This window comes from Paraburkholderia phytofirmans PsJN (assembly GCF_000020125.1).
Lineage (GTDB): Bacteria > Pseudomonadota > Gammaproteobacteria > Burkholderiales > Burkholderiaceae > Paraburkholderia > Paraburkholderia phytofirmans.
In genome coordinates this window covers 3,352,349-3,373,615 of record NC_010676.1, presented here as the reverse complement: position 1 = coordinate 3,373,615, position 21,267 = coordinate 3,352,349, and the positions used below count along the sequence as shown (strand labels likewise).

Annotated in this window: 17 protein-coding genes; 14 read left to right on the top strand and 3 right to left on the bottom strand. The window is 62.2% G+C overall.

The features are described from left to right. Positions 1 to 168: 168 nt before the first annotated feature. The 5 genes from BPHYT_RS34600 to BPHYT_RS34580 all read left to right on the top strand — a co-directional run bounded on the left by BPHYT_RS34600 (position 169) and on the right by BPHYT_RS34580 (position 7,389). Positions 169 to 1,416, top strand: a complete 1,248-nt coding sequence (locus BPHYT_RS34600; RefSeq protein ID WP_012428776.1) for an efflux RND transporter periplasmic adaptor subunit — start codon at positions 169 to 171, stop codon at positions 1,414 to 1,416. A gap of 12 nt (positions 1,417 to 1,428) precedes the next feature. Beyond that, the gene (locus BPHYT_RS34595) at positions 1,429 to 4,623 is read left to right on the top strand and encodes an efflux RND transporter permease subunit (protein WP_012428775.1); all 3,195 of its coding nucleotides are present in this window, start codon (positions 1,429 to 1,431) and stop codon (positions 4,621 to 4,623) included. Continuing rightward, entirely contained in the window at positions 4,620 to 6,059 is a 1,440-nt protein-coding gene (locus BPHYT_RS34590; protein ID WP_012428774.1) for an efflux transporter outer membrane subunit, read from the top strand. Before BPHYT_RS34595 ends, BPHYT_RS34590 begins: the two co-directional genes overlap by 4 nt. 224 nt (positions 6,060 to 6,283) lie before the next feature. Continuing rightward, entirely contained in the window at positions 6,284 to 6,691 is a 408-nt protein-coding gene (locus BPHYT_RS34585; protein ID WP_012428773.1) for a DUF1398 domain-containing protein, read from the top strand. After that, positions 6,688 to 7,389: a DNA alkylation repair protein gene (locus BPHYT_RS34580; RefSeq protein WP_012428772.1), complete on the top strand. Its 702-nt coding sequence runs from the start codon at positions 6,688 to 6,690 to the stop codon at positions 7,387 to 7,389. The genes BPHYT_RS34585 and BPHYT_RS34580 overlap by 4 nt, the downstream gene beginning before the upstream one ends. 38 nt (positions 7,390 to 7,427) lie before the next feature. On the opposite strand, the gene BPHYT_RS34575 is transcribed toward BPHYT_RS34580, so the two are convergent. Beyond that, positions 7,428 to 9,200: a phospholipase D-like domain-containing protein gene (locus BPHYT_RS34575; protein WP_012428771.1), complete on the bottom strand. Its 1,773-nt coding sequence runs from the start codon at positions 9,198 to 9,200 to the stop codon at positions 7,428 to 7,430. Positions 9,201 to 9,479: 279 nt separating this feature from the next. Here BPHYT_RS34575 and BPHYT_RS34570 point away from each other — a divergent pair, with 279 nt between their 5' ends. The 6 genes from BPHYT_RS34570 (at position 9,480) to BPHYT_RS34545 (ending at position 16,066) form a co-directional block, all read left to right on the top strand. Next, positions 9,480 to 11,870: a HAMP domain-containing protein gene (locus tag BPHYT_RS34570; protein WP_012428770.1), complete on the top strand. Its 2,391-nt coding sequence runs from the start codon at positions 9,480 to 9,482 to the stop codon at positions 11,868 to 11,870. Positions 11,871 to 11,915: 45 nt separating this feature from the next. Next, on the top strand, positions 11,916 to 12,650 hold the full coding sequence (locus BPHYT_RS34565) for a methyl-accepting chemotaxis protein (protein ID WP_012428769.1): 735 nt from the start codon (positions 11,916 to 11,918) through the stop codon (positions 12,648 to 12,650). Next, positions 12,647 to 13,189, top strand: a complete 543-nt coding sequence (locus tag BPHYT_RS34560) for a hypothetical protein (protein WP_012428768.1) — start codon at positions 12,647 to 12,649, stop codon at positions 13,187 to 13,189. The genes BPHYT_RS34565 and BPHYT_RS34560 overlap by 4 nt, the downstream gene beginning before the upstream one ends. A 37-nt stretch (positions 13,190 to 13,226) precedes the next feature. Further along, positions 13,227 to 14,198 carry a chemotaxis protein CheX gene (locus tag BPHYT_RS34555; RefSeq protein ID WP_012428767.1) on the top strand — a complete coding sequence of 324 codons (972 nt, stop codon included), beginning with the start codon at positions 13,227 to 13,229 and terminating at the stop codon, positions 14,196 to 14,198. 20 nt (positions 14,199 to 14,218) lie between these two features. Then, positions 14,219 to 14,584 (top strand): response regulator, encoded by a 366-nt coding sequence (locus tag BPHYT_RS34550; protein WP_007178665.1) that lies wholly within the window; start codon positions 14,219 to 14,221, stop codon positions 14,582 to 14,584. Between the two features lie 735 nt (positions 14,585 to 15,319). Then, positions 15,320 to 16,066, top strand: coding sequence for a response regulator (locus BPHYT_RS34545; RefSeq protein WP_012428766.1), 747 nt, complete (start codon positions 15,320 to 15,322; stop codon positions 16,064 to 16,066). A 78-nt stretch (positions 16,067 to 16,144) separates the two neighbouring features. Here BPHYT_RS34545 and BPHYT_RS34540 read toward each other — a convergent pair whose 3' ends face one another. Next, a complete protein-coding gene (locus BPHYT_RS34540; RefSeq protein ID WP_012428765.1) occupies positions 16,145 to 16,903 on the bottom strand; it encodes an SDR family oxidoreductase in 759 nt (252 codons plus the stop codon). 98 nt (positions 16,904 to 17,001) lie between these two features. Then, entirely contained in the window at positions 17,002 to 17,961 is a 960-nt protein-coding gene (locus BPHYT_RS34535; protein ID WP_012428764.1) for a GlxA family transcriptional regulator, read from the bottom strand. A 105-nt stretch (positions 17,962 to 18,066) separates the two neighbouring features. On the opposite strand from BPHYT_RS34535, the gene BPHYT_RS34530 reads away from it, so the two are divergent. The 3 genes from BPHYT_RS34530 to BPHYT_RS34520 all read left to right on the top strand — a co-directional run bounded on the left by BPHYT_RS34530 (position 18,067) and on the right by BPHYT_RS34520 (position 21,260). Next, entirely contained in the window at positions 18,067 to 19,002 is a 936-nt protein-coding gene (locus BPHYT_RS34530) for a LysR family transcriptional regulator (protein WP_012428763.1), read from the top strand. A gap of 111 nt (positions 19,003 to 19,113) precedes the next feature. After that, positions 19,114 to 20,307, top strand: coding sequence for a CaiB/BaiF CoA transferase family protein (locus BPHYT_RS34525; protein WP_012428762.1), 1,194 nt, complete (start codon positions 19,114 to 19,116; stop codon positions 20,305 to 20,307). Beyond that, entirely contained in the window at positions 20,304 to 21,260 is a 957-nt protein-coding gene (locus BPHYT_RS34520) for a hydroxymethylglutaryl-CoA lyase (RefSeq protein ID WP_012428761.1), read from the top strand. Before BPHYT_RS34525 ends, BPHYT_RS34520 begins: the two co-directional genes overlap by 4 nt. The last annotated feature ends 7 nt before the right edge of the window (positions 21,261 to 21,267 follow it).

Below are 21,267 nucleotides of genomic sequence, written 5' to 3'. Positions count from 1 at the left end.
ACTCCTCACTGCGTTACACGCCGTAATGCCTGTCTAAGCCACCGTAAGACGCTGCTCTCTATGCTGAGCCTCATCTTGCCGCCGGCGCGGCGCTGCGTGGGCTCTTCGCGAGCGAACGGCGCATGTCCGACGGCCCTTGGTCGAATCCAGTCGAAGGATGCTCACAGCATGCCCACTCTCTCCATCGCGGTCGAACGGTCGCGGCGTGCGCCCGCGTTCACGCTTCTTGCCGCAGCCGTCGCCGCTGCCGCGTTCATGTTATCGGGTTGCGGCGAACAGGCGTCTCACGGGCCGATGCAATCGGTTCCCGAAGTCGGCGTAGAAACGATCACGCCGCATACCGTCGTGTCGAGCACTGAATTGTCCGGGCGGCTCTCGGCGATCCGCGTCGCGGAAGTCAGGCCGCAGGTTGAAGGCATCGTCAGAAAGCGCCTCTTCACCGAAGGCTCGCAAGTCGCGGCCGGCGCCGTGCTGTATCAGATCGACGCGTCCAGTTATCAAGCCGCCTACGACCAGGCGGTCGGCACGCTGGCCAAAGCCGTGGCGACGGCCAGCGCCGCGCAGACCAAGGCCGCGCGCTACGCCGAGCTCTCGAAGATCCAGGGCGTCAGCCGCCAGGACTACGACGACGCCGTCGCCGCATGGGACGAAGCAAAAGCCGACGTGGTCGCCGATCGCGCCGCATTGAAGACCGCGGCGATCAACCTCGGTTACACGAAGGTGGTGGCGCCGATCGCGGGCCGCATCGGCAAATCGAGCGTGACCGAAGGCGCGCTCGTGACCGCCGAACAGACCACCGCGCTCGCAACCGTGCAAGCAACCACGGAAATGTATCTCGACGTCACGCGCTCTTCGGCGGATTGGCTGCGCTTGCAGAAGGAATTCGCGAGCGGGCAATTGCAGCAGTCTGGCACCGACGGCGCCGTCGTTCATCTGGTGATGGAAGACGGCAGCACGTATGCGCAACCCGGCAAGCTGCTGTTCTCCGATATCACCGTCGATGCCACCACCGGTTCGGTGACCTTGCGCTGCGTGTTTCCCAATCCGGACGGCGTGTTGTTGCCCGGCATGTTCGTGCGCGCGCGACTCGAAGAAGGCGTGAACCAGCAAGCGATCACGGTGCCGCAACTCGCGGTCTCGCGGGCGTCGGACGGCTCGGCCAGCGTGCTCACTGTCGGCGCCGACAACAAGGTCGCGAAAACCGCCGTGACCGCCGACACCGCATCAGGCAGCGACTGGCTCGTCACGAGCGGCCTCAAGGCGGGCGATCGCGTGATCGTCGCGGGCTCGCAGAATGCGCGCGCCGGTGCGGTCGTCAAGCCGGTCGAAAGTCCCGCTGCGGCGGACGCATCGGGTGCATCGAGCGCATCGGGCACGCCCGCCACCGCGGACAACACGTCGGCAGCACATAGTTAAAGCGAGATTCTCATGGCAGGATTTTTTATCAACCGACCGATTCTCGCGTGGGTCATCGCCATCGTCATCATGATGATTGGCGGCGCTTCCATCGAGACGCTTCCGGTCGAACAGTATCCGAGCGTGGCGCCGGTCTCCGTGCAGATCACCGCGACATATCCCGGCGCGTCGGCGGAAACGATCGCGACTACCGTCACGCAGGTGATCGAGCAGAAACTGAGCGGCATCGACCACCTGCTCTACATGTCGTCCACCAGCAGCTCGTCCGGGCAAGCGCGTATCACGCTGACATTTCAGCAGGGCACCAACGCGGACATCGCTCAGGTGCAGGTGCAGAACAAGGTCGAGCAGGCCAGTTCGTCGCTGCCGGAGACGGTTCAGGAGCAAGGCGTGCAGGTCGCGAAAGCGGCCAACGCGTTCCTGATGATCGTGTCGTTGTCGTCGACGGACGGCAGCATGAATTCCATCGATCTCGGCAATATCATCGCGACGCAAATCGAGGACCCGCTCACGCAGATCGACGGCGTGGGCGACGTTACGCTGTTCGGCGCACAACACGCCATGCGCATCTGGCTCGATCCGGTGAAGTTGCAGGCAGTTGGATTGACCACCGCCGACGTGACCAGCGCGATCACGAATCAGAACGTGCAACTCTCAGTGGGCCAGATTGGCGGCTCGCCGTCCACGAAAACGCAAGCCATCAACGCGACGATTTCCGCATCGAGCCTGCTCACCACGCCCGCGCAGTTCGGCGCGATTCTGTTGCGTGTGAATAGCGACGGCTCGAAGGTCATGCTCAAGGACGTCGCGCGCGTCGAGGTGGGCGGCGACGACTACAGCACGGACTCGCGCCTGAACGGCAAGCCGGCCGCATCGCTCGCGGTCAAGCTCGCGAGCGGTGCGAATGCCATGAGCGTGGCGAAGGCCGTGCGCGCGAAGCTCGACGAAATGAGCGGGCAGTTGCCGCGCACCGTGGTGGTCGATTATCCGTACGACACCACGCCCTTCGTGAAGATCTCGATCGAAGAAGTGGTGAAGACACTGGTCGAAGCGGTAATGCTGGTGTTCGTCGTGATGTACGTGTTCTTGCAAAACCTGCGCGCGACGCTGATTCCGACCATTGTCGTGCCGGTCGCGTTGCTCGGCACGTTCGCGGTAATGTCCGCGGTCGGCTTTTCGATCAACGTGCTGTCGATGTTCGGGCTCGTGCTGGCGATCGGCCTCCTGGTGGACGACGCCATCGTGGTCGTCGAAAACGTCGAGCGGTTGATCGCCGAAGAAGGACTGTCGCCCGTCGAAGCCACGCGCAAGGCGATGAAGCAGATCACCGGCGCGCTGGTCGGCATCACGACGGTGCTGATCGCCGTGTTCATTCCGATGGCGTTCTTCTCAGGCTCGACCGGCGCGATCTACCGGCAGTTCTCGGTGACGATCGTCGCGGCGATGCTTCTCTCCGTGTTCCTCGCGCTGACACTCACGCCAGCGCTGTGCGCGACCTTGCTGCGACGCGCGGACGTCGAGCATCAAGCGAAGCGTGGCGTGCTCGGCTGGTTCAACCGCGTGCTTGCGCGCGGCACTGATCGCTACGACTCGGCGGTCTCGCGTGTGATCGGCAAGCCGATGCGCTACATGGTGATTTACGTGTTGATCGCGGGCGTGGTGGCGTTGCTCTTCGTGAAGCTGCCGTCGTCGTACCTGCCGGACGAGGATCAGGGGATCATCATCACGTCGATTTCCACGCCCGTCGGCACGCCGGCCGCGCAGACGCTGGAGACCGTGAAAAAAGTCGAAGCTTATTATCTCGGGCTTCCGCAGGTCGACAAGATCATCGCGCTGACGGGTTTCAGTTTCAACGGCTCCGGACAGAACAACGCGTTGACCTTCGTCAAGCTCAAGGACTGGAGCACCCGGCGCGGCAAAGACGGCTCGGCGGCGGCGCTGATCCAGCACGCCAACATGCACTTCGCGGCCACGCGCGACGCACAGATTTTCGCGCTGAATCCGCCGGCCATTCAGGAACTCGGCACACAAAGCGGCCTCGATTTCGAACTGGAGGATCGCGCGGGCCAAGGCCACGACAAGCTGATGGCCGCGCGTCAGCAACTGCTCGCGCTCGCAGCCAAAGACAGCGCGCTGTCCGGCATGCGCCCCGGCGGTCTCGACGACACGCCGCAGTTCCATGTCGACATCGACCGTGAGAAGGCCAGCGCGCTCGGGCTTTCCATTGCCGATGTGAACGACACGTTGCAAACCGCGTTCGGTTCGTCGTATGTGAACAATTATGTCGATACGGGGCGGATTCAAAAGGTCTATGTGCAAGCCGACGCGCCGTACCGGATGATGCCGTCCGACATCGGCCGATGGTATGTGCGGTCGAGCACCACTTTGACGAGCACTAGTACGGCTAGTACAACAAGCAGCACGAGCAGCAGCACGACCACCAGCGGATACGACGGCGAGATGGTGCCCTTCTCCGCCTTCGCCACCGGCAAATGGACTTTTGGGCCGCCGCAGATCGAGCGCTTCAACCGCACGCTGGCGATGGAGATCACCGCGCAAACCGGTGCGAATACCAGCACGGGCCAGGCAATGGACGCCGTCGACGCGCTCGTCAAGAAACTGCCCGCGGGCTACGGCATCGACTGGACTGGGCAATCGTACCAGGAGCGCATCGCCGGCTCTCAGGCGATCTATCTGTACGCGATCTCGTTGATCGTCGTGTTCCTCTGTCTCGCCGGACTGTACGAGAGCTGGTCCATTCCGATCGCGGTGATTCTGGTAGTGCCGCTCGGCGTGCTCGGCGCGGTGCTGGGCGCGCATATCCGCGGGCTCTCCGACGACATCTACTTCAAGGTCGGCCTGCTCGCGACCATTGGTCTGTCTACCAAGAACGCGATCCTGATTGTCGAATTCGCCAAGGATCTGCAAGCGCAGGGCCGTGGACTGATCGAGGCCACCGTCGAAGCCGCCAGGCTGAGGCTGCGGCCGATTCTGATGACTTCGCTCGCGTTCATATTCGGCGTCTTGCCGCTCGTGATCAGCAGCGGCGCCGGTTCGGCAAGCCGTCATGCGATCGGCACCGGTGTGATGGGCGGCATGATCGCCGCCACGTTGCTCGCGATTTTCTTCGTGCCGGTGTTCTTCGTCGTCGTGCGACGCCTGTTCGGCGAACACGGCGACCCCAAGCAACAGGAAGGTGTTGAATGATGAGACTCAAACTCGGTGCCGGTGCAGTGGCGTTTGCGCTCGCCGTGCTCGCGGGCTGCACGCTCGATCCGCACTATGAACGGCCGGCGGCGCCTGTGGCGGTGGCGTATCCGCAAGGCGATGCGTACGAAAGCACGAGCACGGCTGCGGCCACGGTCGCAAAGAGCGCGAGCGCTACCGTCGTGGTACCGCCGCTTGCCGTCGATACCGCATGGCGCAGTTTCTTTCGCGACGAACGTTTGCAACGATTGATCGAAATCGCGCTGGCGAACAACCGCGACTTGCGCGTGGCGGCGTTGAATGTTGCCGAATATGAAGCGCAATACCGCATCACACGCGCCGCGCTCGCGCCGTCGATTAGCGCGAGCGGCAGCCTGACTCGTGAGCGGACTCAAGGCGTGACGAGTAGTGTCAGCGACCTCAACGTCGGCACGACGTCGTGGGAAATCGATTTCTTTGGACGCCTGCGGAGCCTGAAGCGTCAGGCGCTGGAAAACTATCTTGCAACAGATGCGTCGCGGCAAAGCACGCAGATCAGCCTGATCGCGACGGTGGCGACCGACTATCTGACCTTGCTGTCCGATGAACGCCTGTTGCAGTTGACCGAAGATACGGTCAAGGCGGATCAGTCGACTTACGACGTGACGAAGCGCGTCCAGGAGTTGGGCAATTCTTCTCTGCTCGACGTGCAACAGGCCGAGAACTCGTTGGCCAGTGCGAAGGCGAGTCTCGCGTCTTACCGTCGTGCTGTCGCGCAGGATCGCAACAACCTGATCGCTATACTCGGCGCGCCGATTCCCGATGACCTCCCGCCTGCCCGCTCATTCGACGACGAGTCGATGTTCGCCGACATCGGTGCGGGCGTGCCGTCGCTGCTGCTCACCCGTCGTCCGGACATCGTGCAGGCGGAGCACGCGTTGAAAGCGGCGAATGCAAACATCGGCGCCGCGCGCGCCGCGTTTTTTCCGAAGATCGAACTGACCGCGACGGCCGGCACGTCGAGTTCGACGCTCTCGAGTCTGTTCAAGGCGGGCACGGGAGCGTGGGCATTTGCGCCGAGCGTATCGGTGCCGATCTTCGATTACGGCAGCAACAAGGCGTCGCTCGATGTCGCGAAGATCGAGAAGCAGATCGAGGTCGCCGACTATGAAAGCACGATCCAGACGGCGTTCAAGGAAGTTTCGAATGCGCTGACGGCGCGCGCCACCTATGTCGATCAGGTGCTGGCGGATCGCGAATACGTGGCGTCCTCGCAGCGGTACTACACGTTGGCCGAAGCGCGTTACAAGGCGGGCACCGATAGCTTTCTCACGTTCCTCGATGCGCAGCGCACGCTCTACACCGCGCAGCAGCAGCTTGCGACCGATACGCTGTCGCGGCAGGCGAATCTCGTGACTTTGTACAAGGTGTTGAGCGGCGGTTGGGAGCAGGGCTGAAAGTGTACAGGTGAGAAGATTCGGGAGCCGGCGAGGTGAGAATACCGCTACCTGTGCGCGCACTTTATGTACAAAGGTGAGGGAATTCGGGAGCGGAAGGCGAGGTCCTCATAGCGCTTGGTTTTACGGGGCAACTTGACAGTGATTTCCTAGGAAACTAGTATTCGGCTAACGGTTCATCTCTGTTTCCATCGCTCAAATGCCCAACTCTGCTGGAGATCACCATGCCCGCCAAGCTCGATGAAGCAAGCCGTCGCGTTGCCGAAGACTGCGCGCAACGCTCGCACAACGGCACGATCGACTTCGGCTCCGTGGTGCGCGCGCTCGGTGAGGCCGGCATCGAATCGTATTTCACCGATTACCGTCGCGGCGAGCATACGTACTACGCGTCCGGCGGCGAGACGCATGTGATCGCGTTGCCGCTGCCGGACGTCGCCGTCGCGAATACGTTCGATGCCGACGCCGTCAACCAGGCCGTGCGCGGCGCGCAAAGCGGCGCGGTCAAATACGCCGAGTTCGTGCGTCGAACGCTGGCCGCGGGATGTGTCGGCTACTTCGTCTGGATCGCGGGACGTCAGGTGCAGTATTTCGGCCGACGTGGCGAAGTTCACGTCGAGCGCTTTCCTCAATGACGCCGCACGCCTTCGCCAGGGAAATCAAGGCGGCGCTCGCCCCGCATGCCGATGCGGAACGCGCGCTGGCCATGCGCGCCTATATGCGTCATCAGTTCGATTTTATCGGTGTGCCGACGCCGTTGCGGCGGCAAGCCGTCACGCCGGTTTTCAAGCAGCTGCCGGTGCAGAACGCCGAACACTTGCTGGCATGCGCCAATCGCTTATGGACGATGCCGGCGCGCGAATACCAGTACGTCGCGACTGATCTGCTGGCGCGCAACTGGAAGACGCTTGCCGTCACCGATCTCGCGCATTTGCAGACAATCGCTCAGCACGCTTCGTGGTGGGATACGATCGACCCGCTCGCGGCCGTGGTCGGCGACGTGCTGAAAGCGGCGCGAGTCCAGACGCCGCAAGCGCACGCCCAGGCCGCAATGGACTCGGCGCTTCTGCACGAATCCATGTGGGTGCGGCGCATCGCGATGATTCATCAACTCGGCTGGCGCGCGCATACGGACGAAGATCGCCTGTTCGGCTACGCGCGTTCGCTGGCCGCGGAAAGCGACTTCTTTATCCGCAAGGCGATCGGCTGGGCACTGCGAGACTACGCGCGACACGCGCCAGAGGCGGTGAGCGATTTTCTATCGGCTTCCCGAGATATCATCTCGCCGCTCACCTTGCGCGAGGCGTCGAAGCATCTTCCGCCGATTCGCTGACGCGTGCTTCGACCGCCTGACGTTCGCCCGAACGCGGTTCAATCGCCGCCGTGCGCGAGCGCAACCCGCGCTTTGTCTTCCGGACTGTCCGCAACGAAATACTTCTTTGCCCACGATCCATCCGGCGCCAGCATCAAACGCTGATGCGTGCCGTCGTTCTTCTGCCGTATCGCCAACGCGCGTGCCCGGTAGTGCTCATAGAGCCGCAAAAATTCCGCGAGATACGTGCCGGCGATGCGGCGATCGCGGATCTCCAGCAAGTTCTCATCGTTGAAATGTTCCGAGTTGTTGCTCATGTTCGCTGAGCCTGTGTAGACGATCGGATTCGGACCTTCCGCATCGATGACGAGAAACTTGTGGTGAATGATGACCGGCGCATAGCTCGGCGCATGTTCGCCCGGAAAAAGCCGCAACTCAGGTTCGAAACCTGCCGGCACTGTGGCCGGTGAAAAATACTCTGCGTCGATCACGTCGCGCTTATCGCGGCCGCGGTGATACAACTCCATATTGGCGAGCGCGGTGGTCGAAACGATTTGCCCGTTTTTCTCCGCCTCTTCCGCTGCTTCCGCCGACTTCGGGCTGATGTGATTGACCAGGCCGAACATCATCCGGCCTTTGTCGCCGGCCGCGAAACAGGCATCGCGCAGCGGCGCGTCGGTCGGCATGAAGAGGCAGAAGACTACGGAGTGTTCTGCGTTTTCGATGGCGTCGACGATGGTGTCTATTTGCAAACGCGAGTCCTGCGCTTCCGGCGAAAAGCAGACCCGCACTTTCGCGCTACCGATCTGAATCGGCTCGGACCAGCCCGGCGTGAGCTTCGCTGTGGCGGCAATCGTCGGGTTGCCGGCGAGCGCCTTGGCGCGTTCGCTGTAGAGCGAGGCCAATTCCGGCGAATCGAACAGATGAAGCACGTTGGCCTGCTCCGTAATGCCTTCGGTGGTGAAGTTGGCCGAACCCGTCAGTACCCGCGCTGGCGACGCCTCGCCGTTGCCGTTGTCCACCACGATGAACTTGTCGTGCATGATGTGCGTCTTGTCGCGCGGCGCGAACGTGGCGACGTCGGCGAGCTGATCGACGGCGGTTTGATTCGGCGAGGGTGCCGGCGGCTTGCCCTTCTGCGAGACTTCGTGCGAGTCATAAACAATGGCGAGCGACGCTTTGCCCTGCTTCTTGCCGAACGCCTCGAAGGCGGGAATCGCCCACAGCGGATCGGTCAAGTGATAAACCGCCGACGCCGCGCGATGCGCATGATCGAGCGTCAGCGCGAAGACTTCCTGCAAGTCGTTCGCAAGCCATGTGCGCAGGCGCAATGCCTGCTCCGGCGGCGGCGCCGCGTTCGGCGCCAGATGCAGCGCCGCGACTTTACGCGCGAACGCCTGCGAGCTGACCACGGCGCGGTTGAACCACGTGCCGATGTTCGCTTCCCTATGCGCCGGCAAAGTCAGCTTGCATTCGCCTTTTTGCGCGTCGAGCAATTGCAGCGCCTCCGGCGTGCCGACCACGGGATAGACGAGATAAGTGAACGACTTCTCCCGATCCGCTTCGTCGATCCGCGCATCCCACCACATGAATTTTTGAATGGGCGCTTCGTTCGTCGGCGCGTCTTTCTGCGTGTCCGGCACCGCGCCTTTGAAGGTCAGCCGGTTCGGCAGCCAACTGCTGGCTTCACGTTCTTTTCCATCGACGGAAAGAAAACCCGGCGTCCGTTTGATGGCGAAACCGAGAAAGTCTTCGCGCGTGCCGCCTTCGGGCCAATCGAAAGCAAGCAGAACGAGCGTCGGGGACAAATAGCTGCGCACGCTGACATTCATCATTGGGCTCCACGATGTCGATGGAGCTTCAGTCTGTTCGCGCAGTTTGTTGAAATGGTGACAAGACGAAAAAACAAAAGAGCATTAAATAACGGCGTGTTCTTCGAAAACTTTAGCGATTAATTTAGAGCGTTGAATGTGCTTCGAAAAAGTCTTCAGTCATCGCTTAGTAACATGCCTGCGCAATACTCCGCAGCGCTGCAAGTCAGACCAAATTTCGCATAAAACGCGCTGCTCCCAACGAGGGCTGACGCGAAGGCCAGACCCCGGGGGGTTCACATGACTATTCGTCATCGCATCACGCTATTGGTTGTTTTGATGTTCGTCGCCTTATCGGCGATCGGGGGCTACGCCGTCTACCAGACACGCGGCAGCGCCGCCGAGGTGCGCAAGGTAACGGAAGGCGTCGTGCCCAGCGCGCTCGCTTCCGCCGACCTCGTTTCGCAAGTCAAGGACGTGCAACTCGCCACGATGACGCTGGTCTACGCGCCCGACGCCAACATGGTCGCCCAGGCCCAGGACGAACTGAAGAAGAAGCGCGCCTCGCTTCAACAGGCGCTCGCCTTGCAAGCGAAAGATGCCGCGAGCCACGCCCAGAAGGGTCTTGTCGCGCAGGCCAACGACAGCCTCGAGAACTATTTCTCCGCGATTGCCGAGACGGCCAAAATGAAGGCCGACGGCAAGAACGAACTGGCGCAGGCTTATTTGTTCGCCAACGTCGCGCAGTATCGCGACGAACTCGAAGGGATCGTCGAGACTTTGCGCGTCGAGAAGAATCGCGAGAAAGACGAGGCGATCAGCGCGCTGAACACCACGCTCTCGACTACGACCACGGCCATCGCCGCCGTCACGGGCATCGCGATCATTCTGCTGACATCCATCGGCTCGCTGCTGTATCGTCAGATCACGCGCCCGCTCAGCCGCATGCAAGCCATGATGAGCGAGATCGCTTCGAGTCAGGACTTCACGCGGCGCGTGCCGGTGGGGCGGCTCGACGAGATTGGCCATTCAATCGTCGCCTTCAACGGCATGATCGAGAAGATTCAGGAAAGCTCGGCGCAACTCAAGCAGAAAACCGCCGACATTCAGGCGATGTTGCAGAACATGCAGCAAGGCATTCTGACGGTGATCGACGGCGCCGTGATCCACGCGGAGTACTCGGCGTATCTGGAAGACATCTTCGAAACGAAGGATATCGCCGGGCGCGGTTTGATGGATCTGGTGTTCGCGGATACCGATCTCGGTTCGGACGCGCTCTCACAAGTCGATGCCGCCACGCATGCGTGTCTGGGTGAAGACTGCATCAACTTCGCGTTCAATCAGCATCTGCTGGTCGGCGAAATTTCCAAACGCATGCCCGACGGCCGCGTGAAGATTCTCGACTTGAGCTGGTCGGCGATTACCGACGAAAACGACGTGATCCAACGCCTGATGCTGTGCGTGCGCGACGTCACCGAATTGCGCAAGCTCGCCGCGGAAGCCAGCGAACAGCGCCGCCGCCTCGACATGATCGGCGAGATTCTCGCGGTCAGCGAGGAGAAGTTTCACCACTTCATCGAAAGCTCGGCGGGTTTTATCAGTGAGAACGAGCGGATCATCCGCAAGCATTCGGAGGCCGATCACGCGGCGATTGCCGAGCTGTTTCGCAACATGCACACCATCAAGGGCAATGCGCGGACCTACAACCTTCAGCATTTGACCAACGTCGTGCACGAAACCGAGCAGAGCTATCACGAGTTGCGCCAACCGGACGCGGATCGTTCGTGGGATCAGGAGCATCTGATGAGCGAACTGACGCGCGTGCGCGAAGCTATCGAGAGCTACGCGAAGATCAACGAACAGAGCCTTGGCCGCAAGAACAAGAATCAGACGAACACCGCCGCCAACTCCGCTCACTACGTGATGGTCGCTAATGAACACATCCAGCACACCCTGAGCATGCTGGAGCAAACCAACGCCGGCGAATTGCACGAACTTCAGTCGATGCGCGATGCGCTGCGCCGCACGCTGCGCGCACTGGGCAGCGAAAGCGTGCGCGACGCACTTTCCGGTGTGCTGGACTCGCTGCCGTCGCTCGCGAGCGAGTTGGGCAAGCCCGCGCCCAACGTGCGTATCGACGACAACGGTTACCGTCTGCGTGGTCAGGCGGGCGGCACGCTGAACAACGTGTTCATGCATTTGCTGCGCAATTCGATGGATCACGGGATTGAAACCGCCGAGGCGCGCAGCGCCCTCGGCAAGGTGCCGGCCGGCACGATCGATATCGAAGTCGGCGTGGACAACGGCGCATTGCAGATCACGCTGAGCGACGACGGGCGCGGTCTCGCACTGGAACGCATTCGCGGCATCGCCATGGAGCGCGGCTGGATCGGCCACGACGACACGCTGAGCGACGAAGCCATCGCCGATTTCATTTTCCGGCCGGGCTTTTCGACCGCGGAAACGGTCACGGAGTTGTCGGGCCGTGGAGTCGGCATGGACGCCGTGCGCGATTTCCTCAAGCGCGCGAACGGCAGCATAGAACTGCGCTTCACCGACGACCGCAAAGGCGCGGCGTTCCGTCAGTTCCAGACGATTGTCTGCCTGCCGGACAACGTTGCCGTCGATACGCTCGGCGTGGAAGCGCGACGCGAAGCCGGCACACTGCAACTCGACGCGATGGCGGACTGAGCGCCGCACCGGCGTACGTCGCGACGGAATTCGAAGGGAACGCTTGTGATTCAACAGTATGTATTGGCGGTGGCAGCAGGCAGCGCGGTGACCGCGCTGCTTGCATTTGCCGCGCACAGGCTGCACAGCGCGAAGCTGACGGCACGGCTGCGTGCCGAAGCGCGAGCCAGCATCTCCAGGTTCGAAGCTGAGCGGGCCGATCACAGCGCAGCCATCCGCGAGCGAGAGCAGGCAGAGCAGGAACTGCACGCTTTGACCACGCAGTTGCGCGAGGAACTCGCACAGCAGCAGAGCAACGCCGATGAACTGCGCGCCGCACTTAAAGCGGCGAGCGAAGACAAAGACCAATTGGCGCATCACGCCCGGCAGATCGCCGGCGAAGCCGAGCGTCTGAAGAGCCTCGGCGCGACGTTCGAGCGCTGGCACGAACAGATGATTTCGCTGATGACGCAAAACCACGACATGCACGCGAAGAATCAGGAGCTGTCGTCGATCGTGCGGCACGTGGTGATCGTGTCGCTGAACGCGTCGATCGAAGCCGCGCGTGCGGGACCGGCCGGTCGCGGCTTCGCGGTGGTGGCCAGCGAAGTGCGCGCCCTCGCCGCGCGTTCCGAAGAGTTATCGAAGAGCTATCGCGACAGCCTGCATCGCAACGACCTGACCACGACGTCCACGTTTCAGGACATTCAGGCGGGCGGCAAGATGATCGCGGCATCGCTCGCCAGCGTCGAATCGCTGGCCCACCAGTTTCATTCGAAGCTGCACGAGGTGGCGGTGTGATCTCGGCCCACGCGAAAGACAGCTTCGAGCGCATTTTTCGCAAGGCGGTGCAGGCGCGCTTGCCGCTGGATTCGGGCGATCTGTGCGAGATCGCGCCGATAGCCGACGCGAGCGTCGGCGTATCCAAAGACACGCAAGTGGTCGTACTGACCATCTCGTCGATCGTGTTCAGACTGCTGCTGATCCTTCATTTCGACGAAGACGACAGCACGCGCAACTACTACCTGAAAAACGCCACCGAAGAACGCAATTTCCAGGAAGCCTTTCTGGAAATCTGCAATCTGTGTTGTGGAGCGATGAATCAGGAGTTGCTGCGCTATTTCCCCGACCTCGGCATGTCGACGCCTTATGTGTTGAACGCGCGTTGCCTGCCGCATCTGCATGAACTGAAGCCGGCTTTGCTGTCGTCGTATTCGATCACGCTCGACGGCAGCGTGCGGCTGGCCGCGACGGTGTGCGTGTGCGCAGATGCGCCGCTCGACTTCCTTGCCGATACCAGTGCTGTGGAAGAAACCAGCGGCGAGCTGGAGTTGTTCTGACCGTGAAATGATTAGCCGTTGTGAGCAGGAACGCGACATGAACATGAACAAGCCGGTCAGCAAGGTGCTGGTGCTGGACGACTGCCCGTCGCACAAAGAAGCGCTCAAGCGCTTTTGCGACGAGAACAATCTGGTCGGCGTGAAAGTCGGTAAGAACCGTCTGCAATCGGTGCTGCGCTCGAACATCGATCTCGGCGCGGTGCTGTTTGCCGAAAGTTATGCAGGCTCGCCGGAAGCGAGCGCCGAGATCGCGATCAGGATCAACGCGGTGCGCCCCGAGCTGCCGATCATCATGCGCCGGGATAACGATCCCGGCATGGACGGTTTGCCGGAGAGTTTGCGGCGCGTGGTCTGCGCCGCGTACGTCGCGCACGATATGGCGCCGCTGCGCCAGGTGATCGACGACTACATCTTCAGCCTGGACTATCCGAACGCGCTGGTGCGCGGCATCGCCGACATGACACAGGCGATTCTCGGCGATGTGTTCAAGGACCTGACCATCACGTGCGACACGCCGTATATCGTGCGCGACCGCATCATCTTCGGCGAGGTGTTCAGCCTGATTCCGCTGGAAAGCGCATGGTGCCGCGGCTACATGATGATGCAGGCCGAAGAGACGCCGATCCTCGAACTGCTCGATCGCTATCAGATGATCGGCAGCGAGCGGCACGGCGAAGCGGATTTTCGCGACCTGAACAGCGTACTCGGCGAAGTGACGAATCTGATCTGGGGTTCCTTCAAGAACCGCTATGTCGGCGACGCGGACGCCTGGACGCGCAGCCAGGTGCAGGTGCCGCTGCTGGTAAATCACAAGCACAAGTACATCTCGTTCGGCAGCGGCAATCCGCAACTGTGCTTCACGTACTGGTTAAAGGATCCGCAGACGAACCGCGCGATCAAGTTGCATCAACGTTTTGTGTTCAGCCTGAGCTGGTCGCCGGAGGACTTCAAGGAAGTCACGGACGACGTCGGCGCAATGGTAGAGGCAGGCGAACTGGATCTGTTCTGAGTGTTGTCATAGGAAAAAACATGTCGAAAATTCTGGTGGTGGATGATTCGAGCACGGTGCGCGACGAAGTAGCCGGCTTTCTGAAGAAGAACGGTCTGGACGTCGACACGGCCGTGGACGGCAAGGACGGCCTCGCCAAGCTGAAGGCCAGCCCGGGCATCAAGCTGGTGATCAGCGACGTCAACATGCCGAACATGGACGGTCTGACGATGGTCGAGAAGATTCGCGGCGAGCTCGCGAACAAGACCGTCAACGTCATCATGCTGACGACCGAGAGCAGCCCGGCGATGAAGGAGCGCGGCAAAGCGGCCGGCGTGAAAGGCTGGATCGTCAAGCCGTTCAAGGGCGACGCGGTGCTGGAAACATTCCGCAAACTGGCAAGCTGAGCGCCTCTTTCGCTTCAAGCGAACGCAAAGGTGAGAGTTTTCGGGAGCGTCGCGTCGAGATGATGTTTATGGCTGGTTCACTGCCACCGTGGCGGTCGAAACACGTGAAAAACGCCAATTAACCAGCCGGCGCAGCGATCGAGGCGATGCTTCCGGATGCCTTTGCTTGCTCAAAGGTGAGGATATTCGGGACCTTCCGCGTATTCATGCGATGCTCGCCGCAATCGTCGGCATTGATCGATCACGCCGCGCATCTCTTGCATCAATCTCGCGTTCCCATTAAGCGCAAACGCCCGCACGCGCACCGCAGCTTACCTGGGTATGCAAATTACTCCACCGGTTCTAAAGGTGAGGGTTTGCGGGAGTGGCCCGTTTTGGAGTAGTCGAACCATGCCCAGCATGCCTTTGCGGCCTGCCCCCAAGCTCGAAAGGTGAGGGTTTTCGGGAGCAATCCGACGCGCACCTCGCCTCGAACCCCACGCGCTCCGTCTCAAAGGTGAGGTTTTTCAGGAGCCGATCCAAAAAAATCATATGGTGCGGCACACGCGCCGGCTCATATCACGTTTCGCATTGAAAGAGTTGGGAAGAAATTGGCAACCTTGGGGGCTGTTCCGCGTTTTGAGAACACCCGCATGCAGGGAAGATGGCGACGCGGACGACAGGGTGCGCGGATCGGCTATATCCGCCTGCCAGATGCCTGTCTCTGAAAAACGATCGTCTCCTGGAATCAGTTGGATGAGTCAGCATATTCTTTTCGTGGGTGCCGACGCCGGCTTGACTGCCGTGGTGGGCGAATCATTGCGCGGGCAAGGCTGCGGCGTGTCGGCACGTCCGCCTGCCGCCGCGCTCAAGCACGTGATCGAGAGGGAGCGGCCTTCGTTGCTGGTGCTCGACATCTCGGCGCCGCACGGCGACGGCCTCGCTGTCCTGCGCGACTTGCGCATGAGCGGCAACGACGTGCCCGTGATTCTGCTATCGGCAAGCAGCAAAGCGATTGACCGCGTGATCGGTCTCGAACTCGGCGCCGACGACTTCATGAGCAAGCCCGCCGACCCGGCCGAACTGCTCGCGCGCATTCGCGTCCTGCTGCGACGGCGCGGCACGCTCGCGCCGGGTGCGCCCGAGACGCGGCCGCCTTATCGCTTCGGACGCTGCGAACTGAACTTCTCCGCGCGCGAATTGCGCCGCGACAACGAGCACTTCGTGCTGCGCAGTTCCGAGTTCGCGTTGCTGAAGATCTTCGTCAATCACGCGATGACCGTGCTCACGCGCGTGCAGCTCAACGAGAAACTGCGCGGCAATAGCGTGATGCATCAAGGGCGCAGTCTGGACGTGTCGATCTGGCGGTTGCGTCGGTTGATCGAGATCGACCCTTCCGAGCCGCGCTATGTGCAAACGGTGTGGGGACGCGGCTATGTGTTCGTGCCGCACGGCGAGCTCGGGGCGGCCGAGCGCGGTGTGATGGTCGCGCCCGGCGTGTAGATTCGCGGAGAATCAGACGAAAGGTGAGAGTTTTCGGGAGCGCTCGATGCGCCCCGTTGCTGCTTCGCTATCGGCGCATTACGCCGGCTTTGCGATCTCGCGAATGTCCGCGACCGGCGTTTGGCCGAATGCATCGCTCAAGGCGTAATCGAGCAACTTGGTCGCACATTGTTCAGGCGTCGACAGCTGGCCGTTGCGCTTGAGTTCTTCGAATCGCTCGCGCATGGGGAATTGTTCGACACCGCTGCCGCGAATCTCCGCCTGCATATTCGTATCGATCACACCCGGCGCCAGACTGCAGATGCGCAATGCACGATTCGCATCGAGCGCGACGGCGCGCGCGTGATGGTCGAGCGCAGCCTTTGTCGCGCAATAGATGCTCCAGCCGGGGTACGCGTTGCGCGCCGCGCCGCTGGAAATGTGCACGATGCGGCGGTCGGTTGCGTCGACGGCGGCTGCGGCCAGCGCGCTGGCCAGCATCAAGGGTGTGGCGACATTGAGGCTCACGGCGGTCGCGATAGATGCCGCGTCTTGTCCTTCAATCGGTCCGATGGGCTGCACCATGCCCGCGTTGTTGATCAGCAGAACCGTTTGCGCGCCGCTGACGAATTCACGCAGCGCATCGCTTGCGATCCATTGTGCGACGCGTGTGGTGTCGGCCAGTTCCAGTTCGATTTCTTCGAGCAGCGCCGGGAAGCGCGCTTTGAGCGTGGCATGACGCGAGCGGGACAATCCGAGCACGGCGATATCGCGAGCCAGAAGTTGTTCGGCGAGCGCCGCGCCCAGACCGCGTGTGTGGCCAGTGACGATCGCACAGATAGGGGAAGAGGTGGTCATGTCGGTCCTTGGGATTGTTAGCTTGGAAAGGCGGCTATTTTCTCACGCGACATTTTTCCGCGTGCGGCGGCTCTCACCGCCAGTGCGTGCGCTTTACGTCAGGCCGAGCGAAAGCGCTCGCGATACTGCATCGGCGTCGCGCCGATTCGTTTGGTGAAGACAATGCGCATGCGGTCCGCCGTGCCGAAGCCGCAGTCGTACGCAATCGCCTTGAGCGCCGCACCGCTGCTTTCGAGCAGCTTGCGCGCCGCATCCACGCGGGCGCGTTCGACGAATTCATGCGGCGTCACGCCGGTCTCCTGCACGAACACGCGCGCGAAGTTGCGGGCGCTCATGCCCGCGACCTCCGCGAGTTGCTTCACCGAAAAGCTCTCGCGAATCCGTTCCATGACGTGCGCCTGGACTTTGGCGACCGGCGAGGTGTCGTCGGCGGGCGCGGTCAGGTAGGGGCTGAATTGCGACTGGCCGCCTTGCCGCTGTGCGAACACCACCAGCCGTTTGGCGACGGCGAGCGCCGTGTGCGGGCCATGATCCTCGGCGACTAACGCGAGCGACAGATCGATGCCCGCGGTCACGCCGGCCGATGTGACGAGTTGCCCATCGCGCAGATAGATGCGGTCGAAGTCGACGCGCGCCTTTGGAAATTGCGCCGCCAGCTGCGCGGCGTGCTGCCAATGCGTCGTCACGTTGCGGTCGTCGAGCAGGCCCGCGTGACCGAGCGCGAATGCGCCGGTGCAGATCGAACCGTAGCGGCCGCATTGTGTGGCGACGTTCGCCAGCCACTCCAATAGTGGCGCCTCAGGTGCGGTGTCCGGCAGCGCCGGGCCGCCCGCGACCAGCGCAAGATCGAACGGACCGCGTGCCTGGCCGAAGGTCGCGTCGGCGATCAGCATCATGCCGTTGGACGCGCGCAGCGGTGCGGCTTCGGCGCTGATCAACTTCACTTCGTAGGCATCCGCGGGCGCGATGAAGCGGTTGGCTTCGGAAAACACGTCGACGGGACCGGCGACGTCGAGCGCCTGCACGCCGGAAAAGATCGCGATCGCGACGGTGGGCATTGGAAGACTTCCTTTGACGAGGGACGGAATCCGCGAGGGCTCGGCGCCTATTTTTTGCATCTGGCGTCAGAATAGGCAGATCGCACAACAACGCGGCGCCCCGCCATGGTAATCAAAAACCTTCTCCGAAGGCTCGACCTCACCACGCTGCAACTCTTTCTCGCGGTCTACGAGGAAGGCACGCTCACGCGTGCCGCCGAGCGCGAGGCGATCGCCGTTTCCGCCGCGAGCAAGCGTCTGCTCGAACTCGAACAGGCGGTCGGCGCCACGCTGTTCCAGCGCAACGCGCGCGGCATGACGCTCACGCCGGCGGGCGAAACGCTGTTGCACCACGCGCGCCGCGTGATGCGCGACATCGAGAACATCGGCATTGAACTGGCCGGTCATGCGAGCGGCGTGCGCGGCTACGTGCGCATGATGGCCAACCTCTCGGCGATCGTCGAATTCCTGCCGGAGGATTTGCGCGCGTTCCAGTTGCAGCATGAGCGCGTCAAGCTCGATCTGGAGGAGCGGCCGAGCGGCGGCGTGGTCGAAGCGGTCGACGACAGCCTCGTCGACGTCGGCATCTGTTCCGGCGATGCCGACACGCGCGATCTGCACGTTGAACACTACCGGCACGATTCGCTGGTGCTCGTGATGCGCGACGATCATCCGCTGGCGGCGCGCGAAAGCGTTGCCTTTGTCGAAACGCTGGATGGCGATCACGTCGGTCTGCACGCCGCGAGTTCGATCAATGCTCGCACGCATCTCGCCGCGCGTCAGGCGGGCAAGCCGCTGCGGCTGCGCATTCACGTGCCCGGCTTCGATGCGGTCTGCCGGATGGTGCAGGCCGGCATGGGCGTCGGCGTATTGCCGCTGAAGGTGTATCAACTCATGGGCCGGCCGCTGGGTCTCGTCGGTGCACCGCTCGAAGACGACTGGTCGGCGCGCAGCCTCGTGCTGGTGGTGCGCGACGTCGATGCATTGTCGCCAGTGAGCCGCCTGTTGTTCGACCATCTGCGCTCCATCGAAGACTCGGAAGCCCCGCCTACCATCGCTTGACGGAGAGCGTTCGCCGTTCGCGAACGGTCGTTGGCGAATTGCGGTTGGACGCTGCCGCCGTGCCGCTCATAAGCTGTCTCTCAACACGAAACCCGCTTTGGAGACAGCACAATGGGTGGACCGCTTCAGGGTATCCGCGTCATCGAGATCGGAACCCTTATCGCCGCGCCGTTTGCCGCGCGCCTCATGGCCGAGTTCGGCGCCGACGTCATCAAGATCGAAGCGCCCGAGACCGGCGATCCCCTTCGCAAATGGCGCAAGCTGCATGAAGGCACTTCGCTCTGGTGGTATCTGCAGTCGCGCAACAAGAAGTCCATCTGCGTGAATCTGAAGTCGGCGGACGGTGTCGAGATCGTCAAACGGCTCGCGGCCGATGCCGATGTCGTGATCGAAAACCTGCGCCCGGGCGCGCTCGAAAAGCTCGGCCTCGGCTGGGACGTGCTGCACGCCATCAATCCGAAACTGACGATGGTCCGCATTTCCGGCTACGGCCAGAGCGGTCCCTATCGCGATCGTCCTGGCTTCGGCGCGATCGGCGAAGCGATGGGCGGCATCCGCTACACGACCGGCGACCTGGACGGCGCGCCGGCGCGCGTCGGCGTGAGTCTCGGCGATTCGCTCGCCTCGCTGCATGGCGTGATCGGCGCGCTGATGTCGCTGCTGCGCGTGAAGACGGGGCAGGGCGAAGGCCAGGTGGTCGATGTCTCGCTGGTCGAGAGCGTGTTCAATCTGATGGAAAGCTTGGTGCCGGAATACGATCTGCTCGGCCATGTGCGCGAGAGGAGCGGCGGCGCGTTGCCGGGCATCGCGCCATCGAATACGTATCGCACGGAAGACGAAGGCTTCGTCGTGATCGCCGGCAACAGCGATCCGATTTTCAAACGCCTGATGCAGGTGATCGGCCGTCCCGATCTCGCCGACGATCCCGCATTGGCGCGAAATGACGGCCGCGTTCAGCACTGCGCGATGCTCGATCAGGCGATCACCGAATGGACCTCGCATCACTCCACCGACGACGTGCTGGCGGCGCTCGAACGCGCCGAAGTGCCCTCGGGACGCATCTATTCGGTGGCCGATATCGTCGCCGATCCGCACTACCGGGCACGCAACATGTTGTTGGACGCGCAACTGCCGGGCGGCGCGTCGGTGAAGATGCCGGGGATCGTACCGAAGCTCTCGGACACACCGGGCGAAGTGCGCTGGCAAGGACCGACGCTCGGCGAGCATACCGGCAGCGTGCTCAGCGACCTCGGATTCGCCAACGACGATATCGAGCGGCTGCGCCGCGAAGGAGCCGTGCAATGAATCGTGTTTTGAACACCTCGCAATTCGACAAACTGATCGTGCAGGAAGTGGCGCCGCGCGATGGCTTGCAGATCGAACCCACCTGGGTCGAAACCGCGGACAAGATCGCGCTGATCAACGCGCTATCTACCGCGGGCTTCACTCGTATCGAGGGCGGCTCGTTCGTTTCGCCGAAAGCGATTCCTGCGTTGCGTGACGGCGAGGCCGTGTTCCAGCAGATTGAGCGGCAACCGGGCGTGATCTACGTCGCGTTGATCCCGAATCTGAAGGGCGCCGAACGCGCGCTGGCTTCGCGTGCCGACGAACTGAACCTCGTGATGTCCGCGAGTCAGACCCACAATCGCGCCAACATGAGGATGAGCTGTGAGTCGTCGCTGGTCGCGTTCGGCGATATCGTGCGGCATGTGAAGGGCTCGGGCGTGCTGTTGAACGGATCTATTGCGACTGCATTCGGCTGTCCGTTTGAAGGCAAGATCGATGAAGACCGCGTGATCGGCATTGTCGATACGTATCGCGAGATGGGGATCGAGGGCATCACGCTCGCCGACACGACCGGCATGGCGAACCCACGCCAGGTGACGCGTCTCGTCACGCGCGTGCTCGAACGGCTGCCGGCCGCCGCGCTCACGCTGCACTTTCACAACACGCGCGGGCTGGGTCTTGCGAACGTGCTGGCGGCATACGAAGCCGGCGCGCGCCGCTTCGACGCCGCGTTGGGTGGTCTTGGCGGATGTCCGTTCGCGCCGGGCGCGTCCGGCAACATCTGCACGGAAGACCTTGTGAACATGTGCGACGAAATGGGCATTCCCACCGGAATCGATCTGGAAAAACTGATCGCGTTGTCGCGCGGCTTGCCCGCGCTGCTCGGCCACGACGTGCCCGGACAACTGGCAAAGGCGGGCCGTAACTGCGACCTGCATCCCGTACCTGAATACGTTCTACAAATCCGATAACCCTTAA

Excerpts from the sequence above, each read along its gene's own strand:
- BPHYT_RS34600 (WP_012428776.1), top strand. The coding sequence starts at position 169 with ATGCCCACTCTCTCCATCGCGGTCGAACGGTCGCGGCGTGCGCCCGCG.
- BPHYT_RS34595 (WP_012428775.1), top strand. The coding sequence starts at position 1,429 with ATGGCAGGATTTTTTATCAACCGACCGATTCTCGCGTGGGTCATCGCC.
- BPHYT_RS34590 (WP_012428774.1), top strand. The coding sequence starts at position 4,620 with ATGATGAGACTCAAACTCGGTGCCGGTGCAGTGGCGTTTGCGCTCGCC.
- BPHYT_RS34585 (WP_012428773.1), top strand. The coding sequence starts at position 6,284 with ATGCCCGCCAAGCTCGATGAAGCAAGCCGTCGCGTTGCCGAAGACTGC.
- BPHYT_RS34580 (WP_012428772.1), top strand. The coding sequence starts at position 6,688 with ATGACGCCGCACGCCTTCGCCAGGGAAATCAAGGCGGCGCTCGCCCCG.
- BPHYT_RS34575 (WP_012428771.1), bottom strand. The coding sequence starts at position 9,200 with ATGAATGTCAGCGTGCGCAGCTATTTGTCCCCGACGCTCGTTCTGCTT.
- BPHYT_RS34570 (WP_012428770.1), top strand. The coding sequence starts at position 9,480 with ATGACTATTCGTCATCGCATCACGCTATTGGTTGTTTTGATGTTCGTC.
- BPHYT_RS34555 (WP_012428767.1), top strand. The coding sequence starts at position 13,227 with ATGAACATGAACAAGCCGGTCAGCAAGGTGCTGGTGCTGGACGACTGC.
- BPHYT_RS34550 (WP_007178665.1), top strand. The coding sequence starts at position 14,219 with ATGTCGAAAATTCTGGTGGTGGATGATTCGAGCACGGTGCGCGACGAA.
- BPHYT_RS34545 (WP_012428766.1), top strand. The coding sequence starts at position 15,320 with ATGAGTCAGCATATTCTTTTCGTGGGTGCCGACGCCGGCTTGACTGCC.
- BPHYT_RS34540 (WP_012428765.1), bottom strand. The coding sequence starts at position 16,903 with ATGACCACCTCTTCCCCTATCTGTGCGATCGTCACTGGCCACACACGC.
- BPHYT_RS34535 (WP_012428764.1), bottom strand. The coding sequence starts at position 17,961 with ATGCCCACCGTCGCGATCGCGATCTTTTCCGGCGTGCAGGCGCTCGAC.
- BPHYT_RS34530 (WP_012428763.1), top strand. The coding sequence starts at position 18,067 with ATGGTAATCAAAAACCTTCTCCGAAGGCTCGACCTCACCACGCTGCAA.
- BPHYT_RS34525 (WP_012428762.1), top strand. The coding sequence starts at position 19,114 with ATGGGTGGACCGCTTCAGGGTATCCGCGTCATCGAGATCGGAACCCTT.
- BPHYT_RS34520 (WP_012428761.1), top strand. The coding sequence starts at position 20,304 with ATGAATCGTGTTTTGAACACCTCGCAATTCGACAAACTGATCGTGCAG.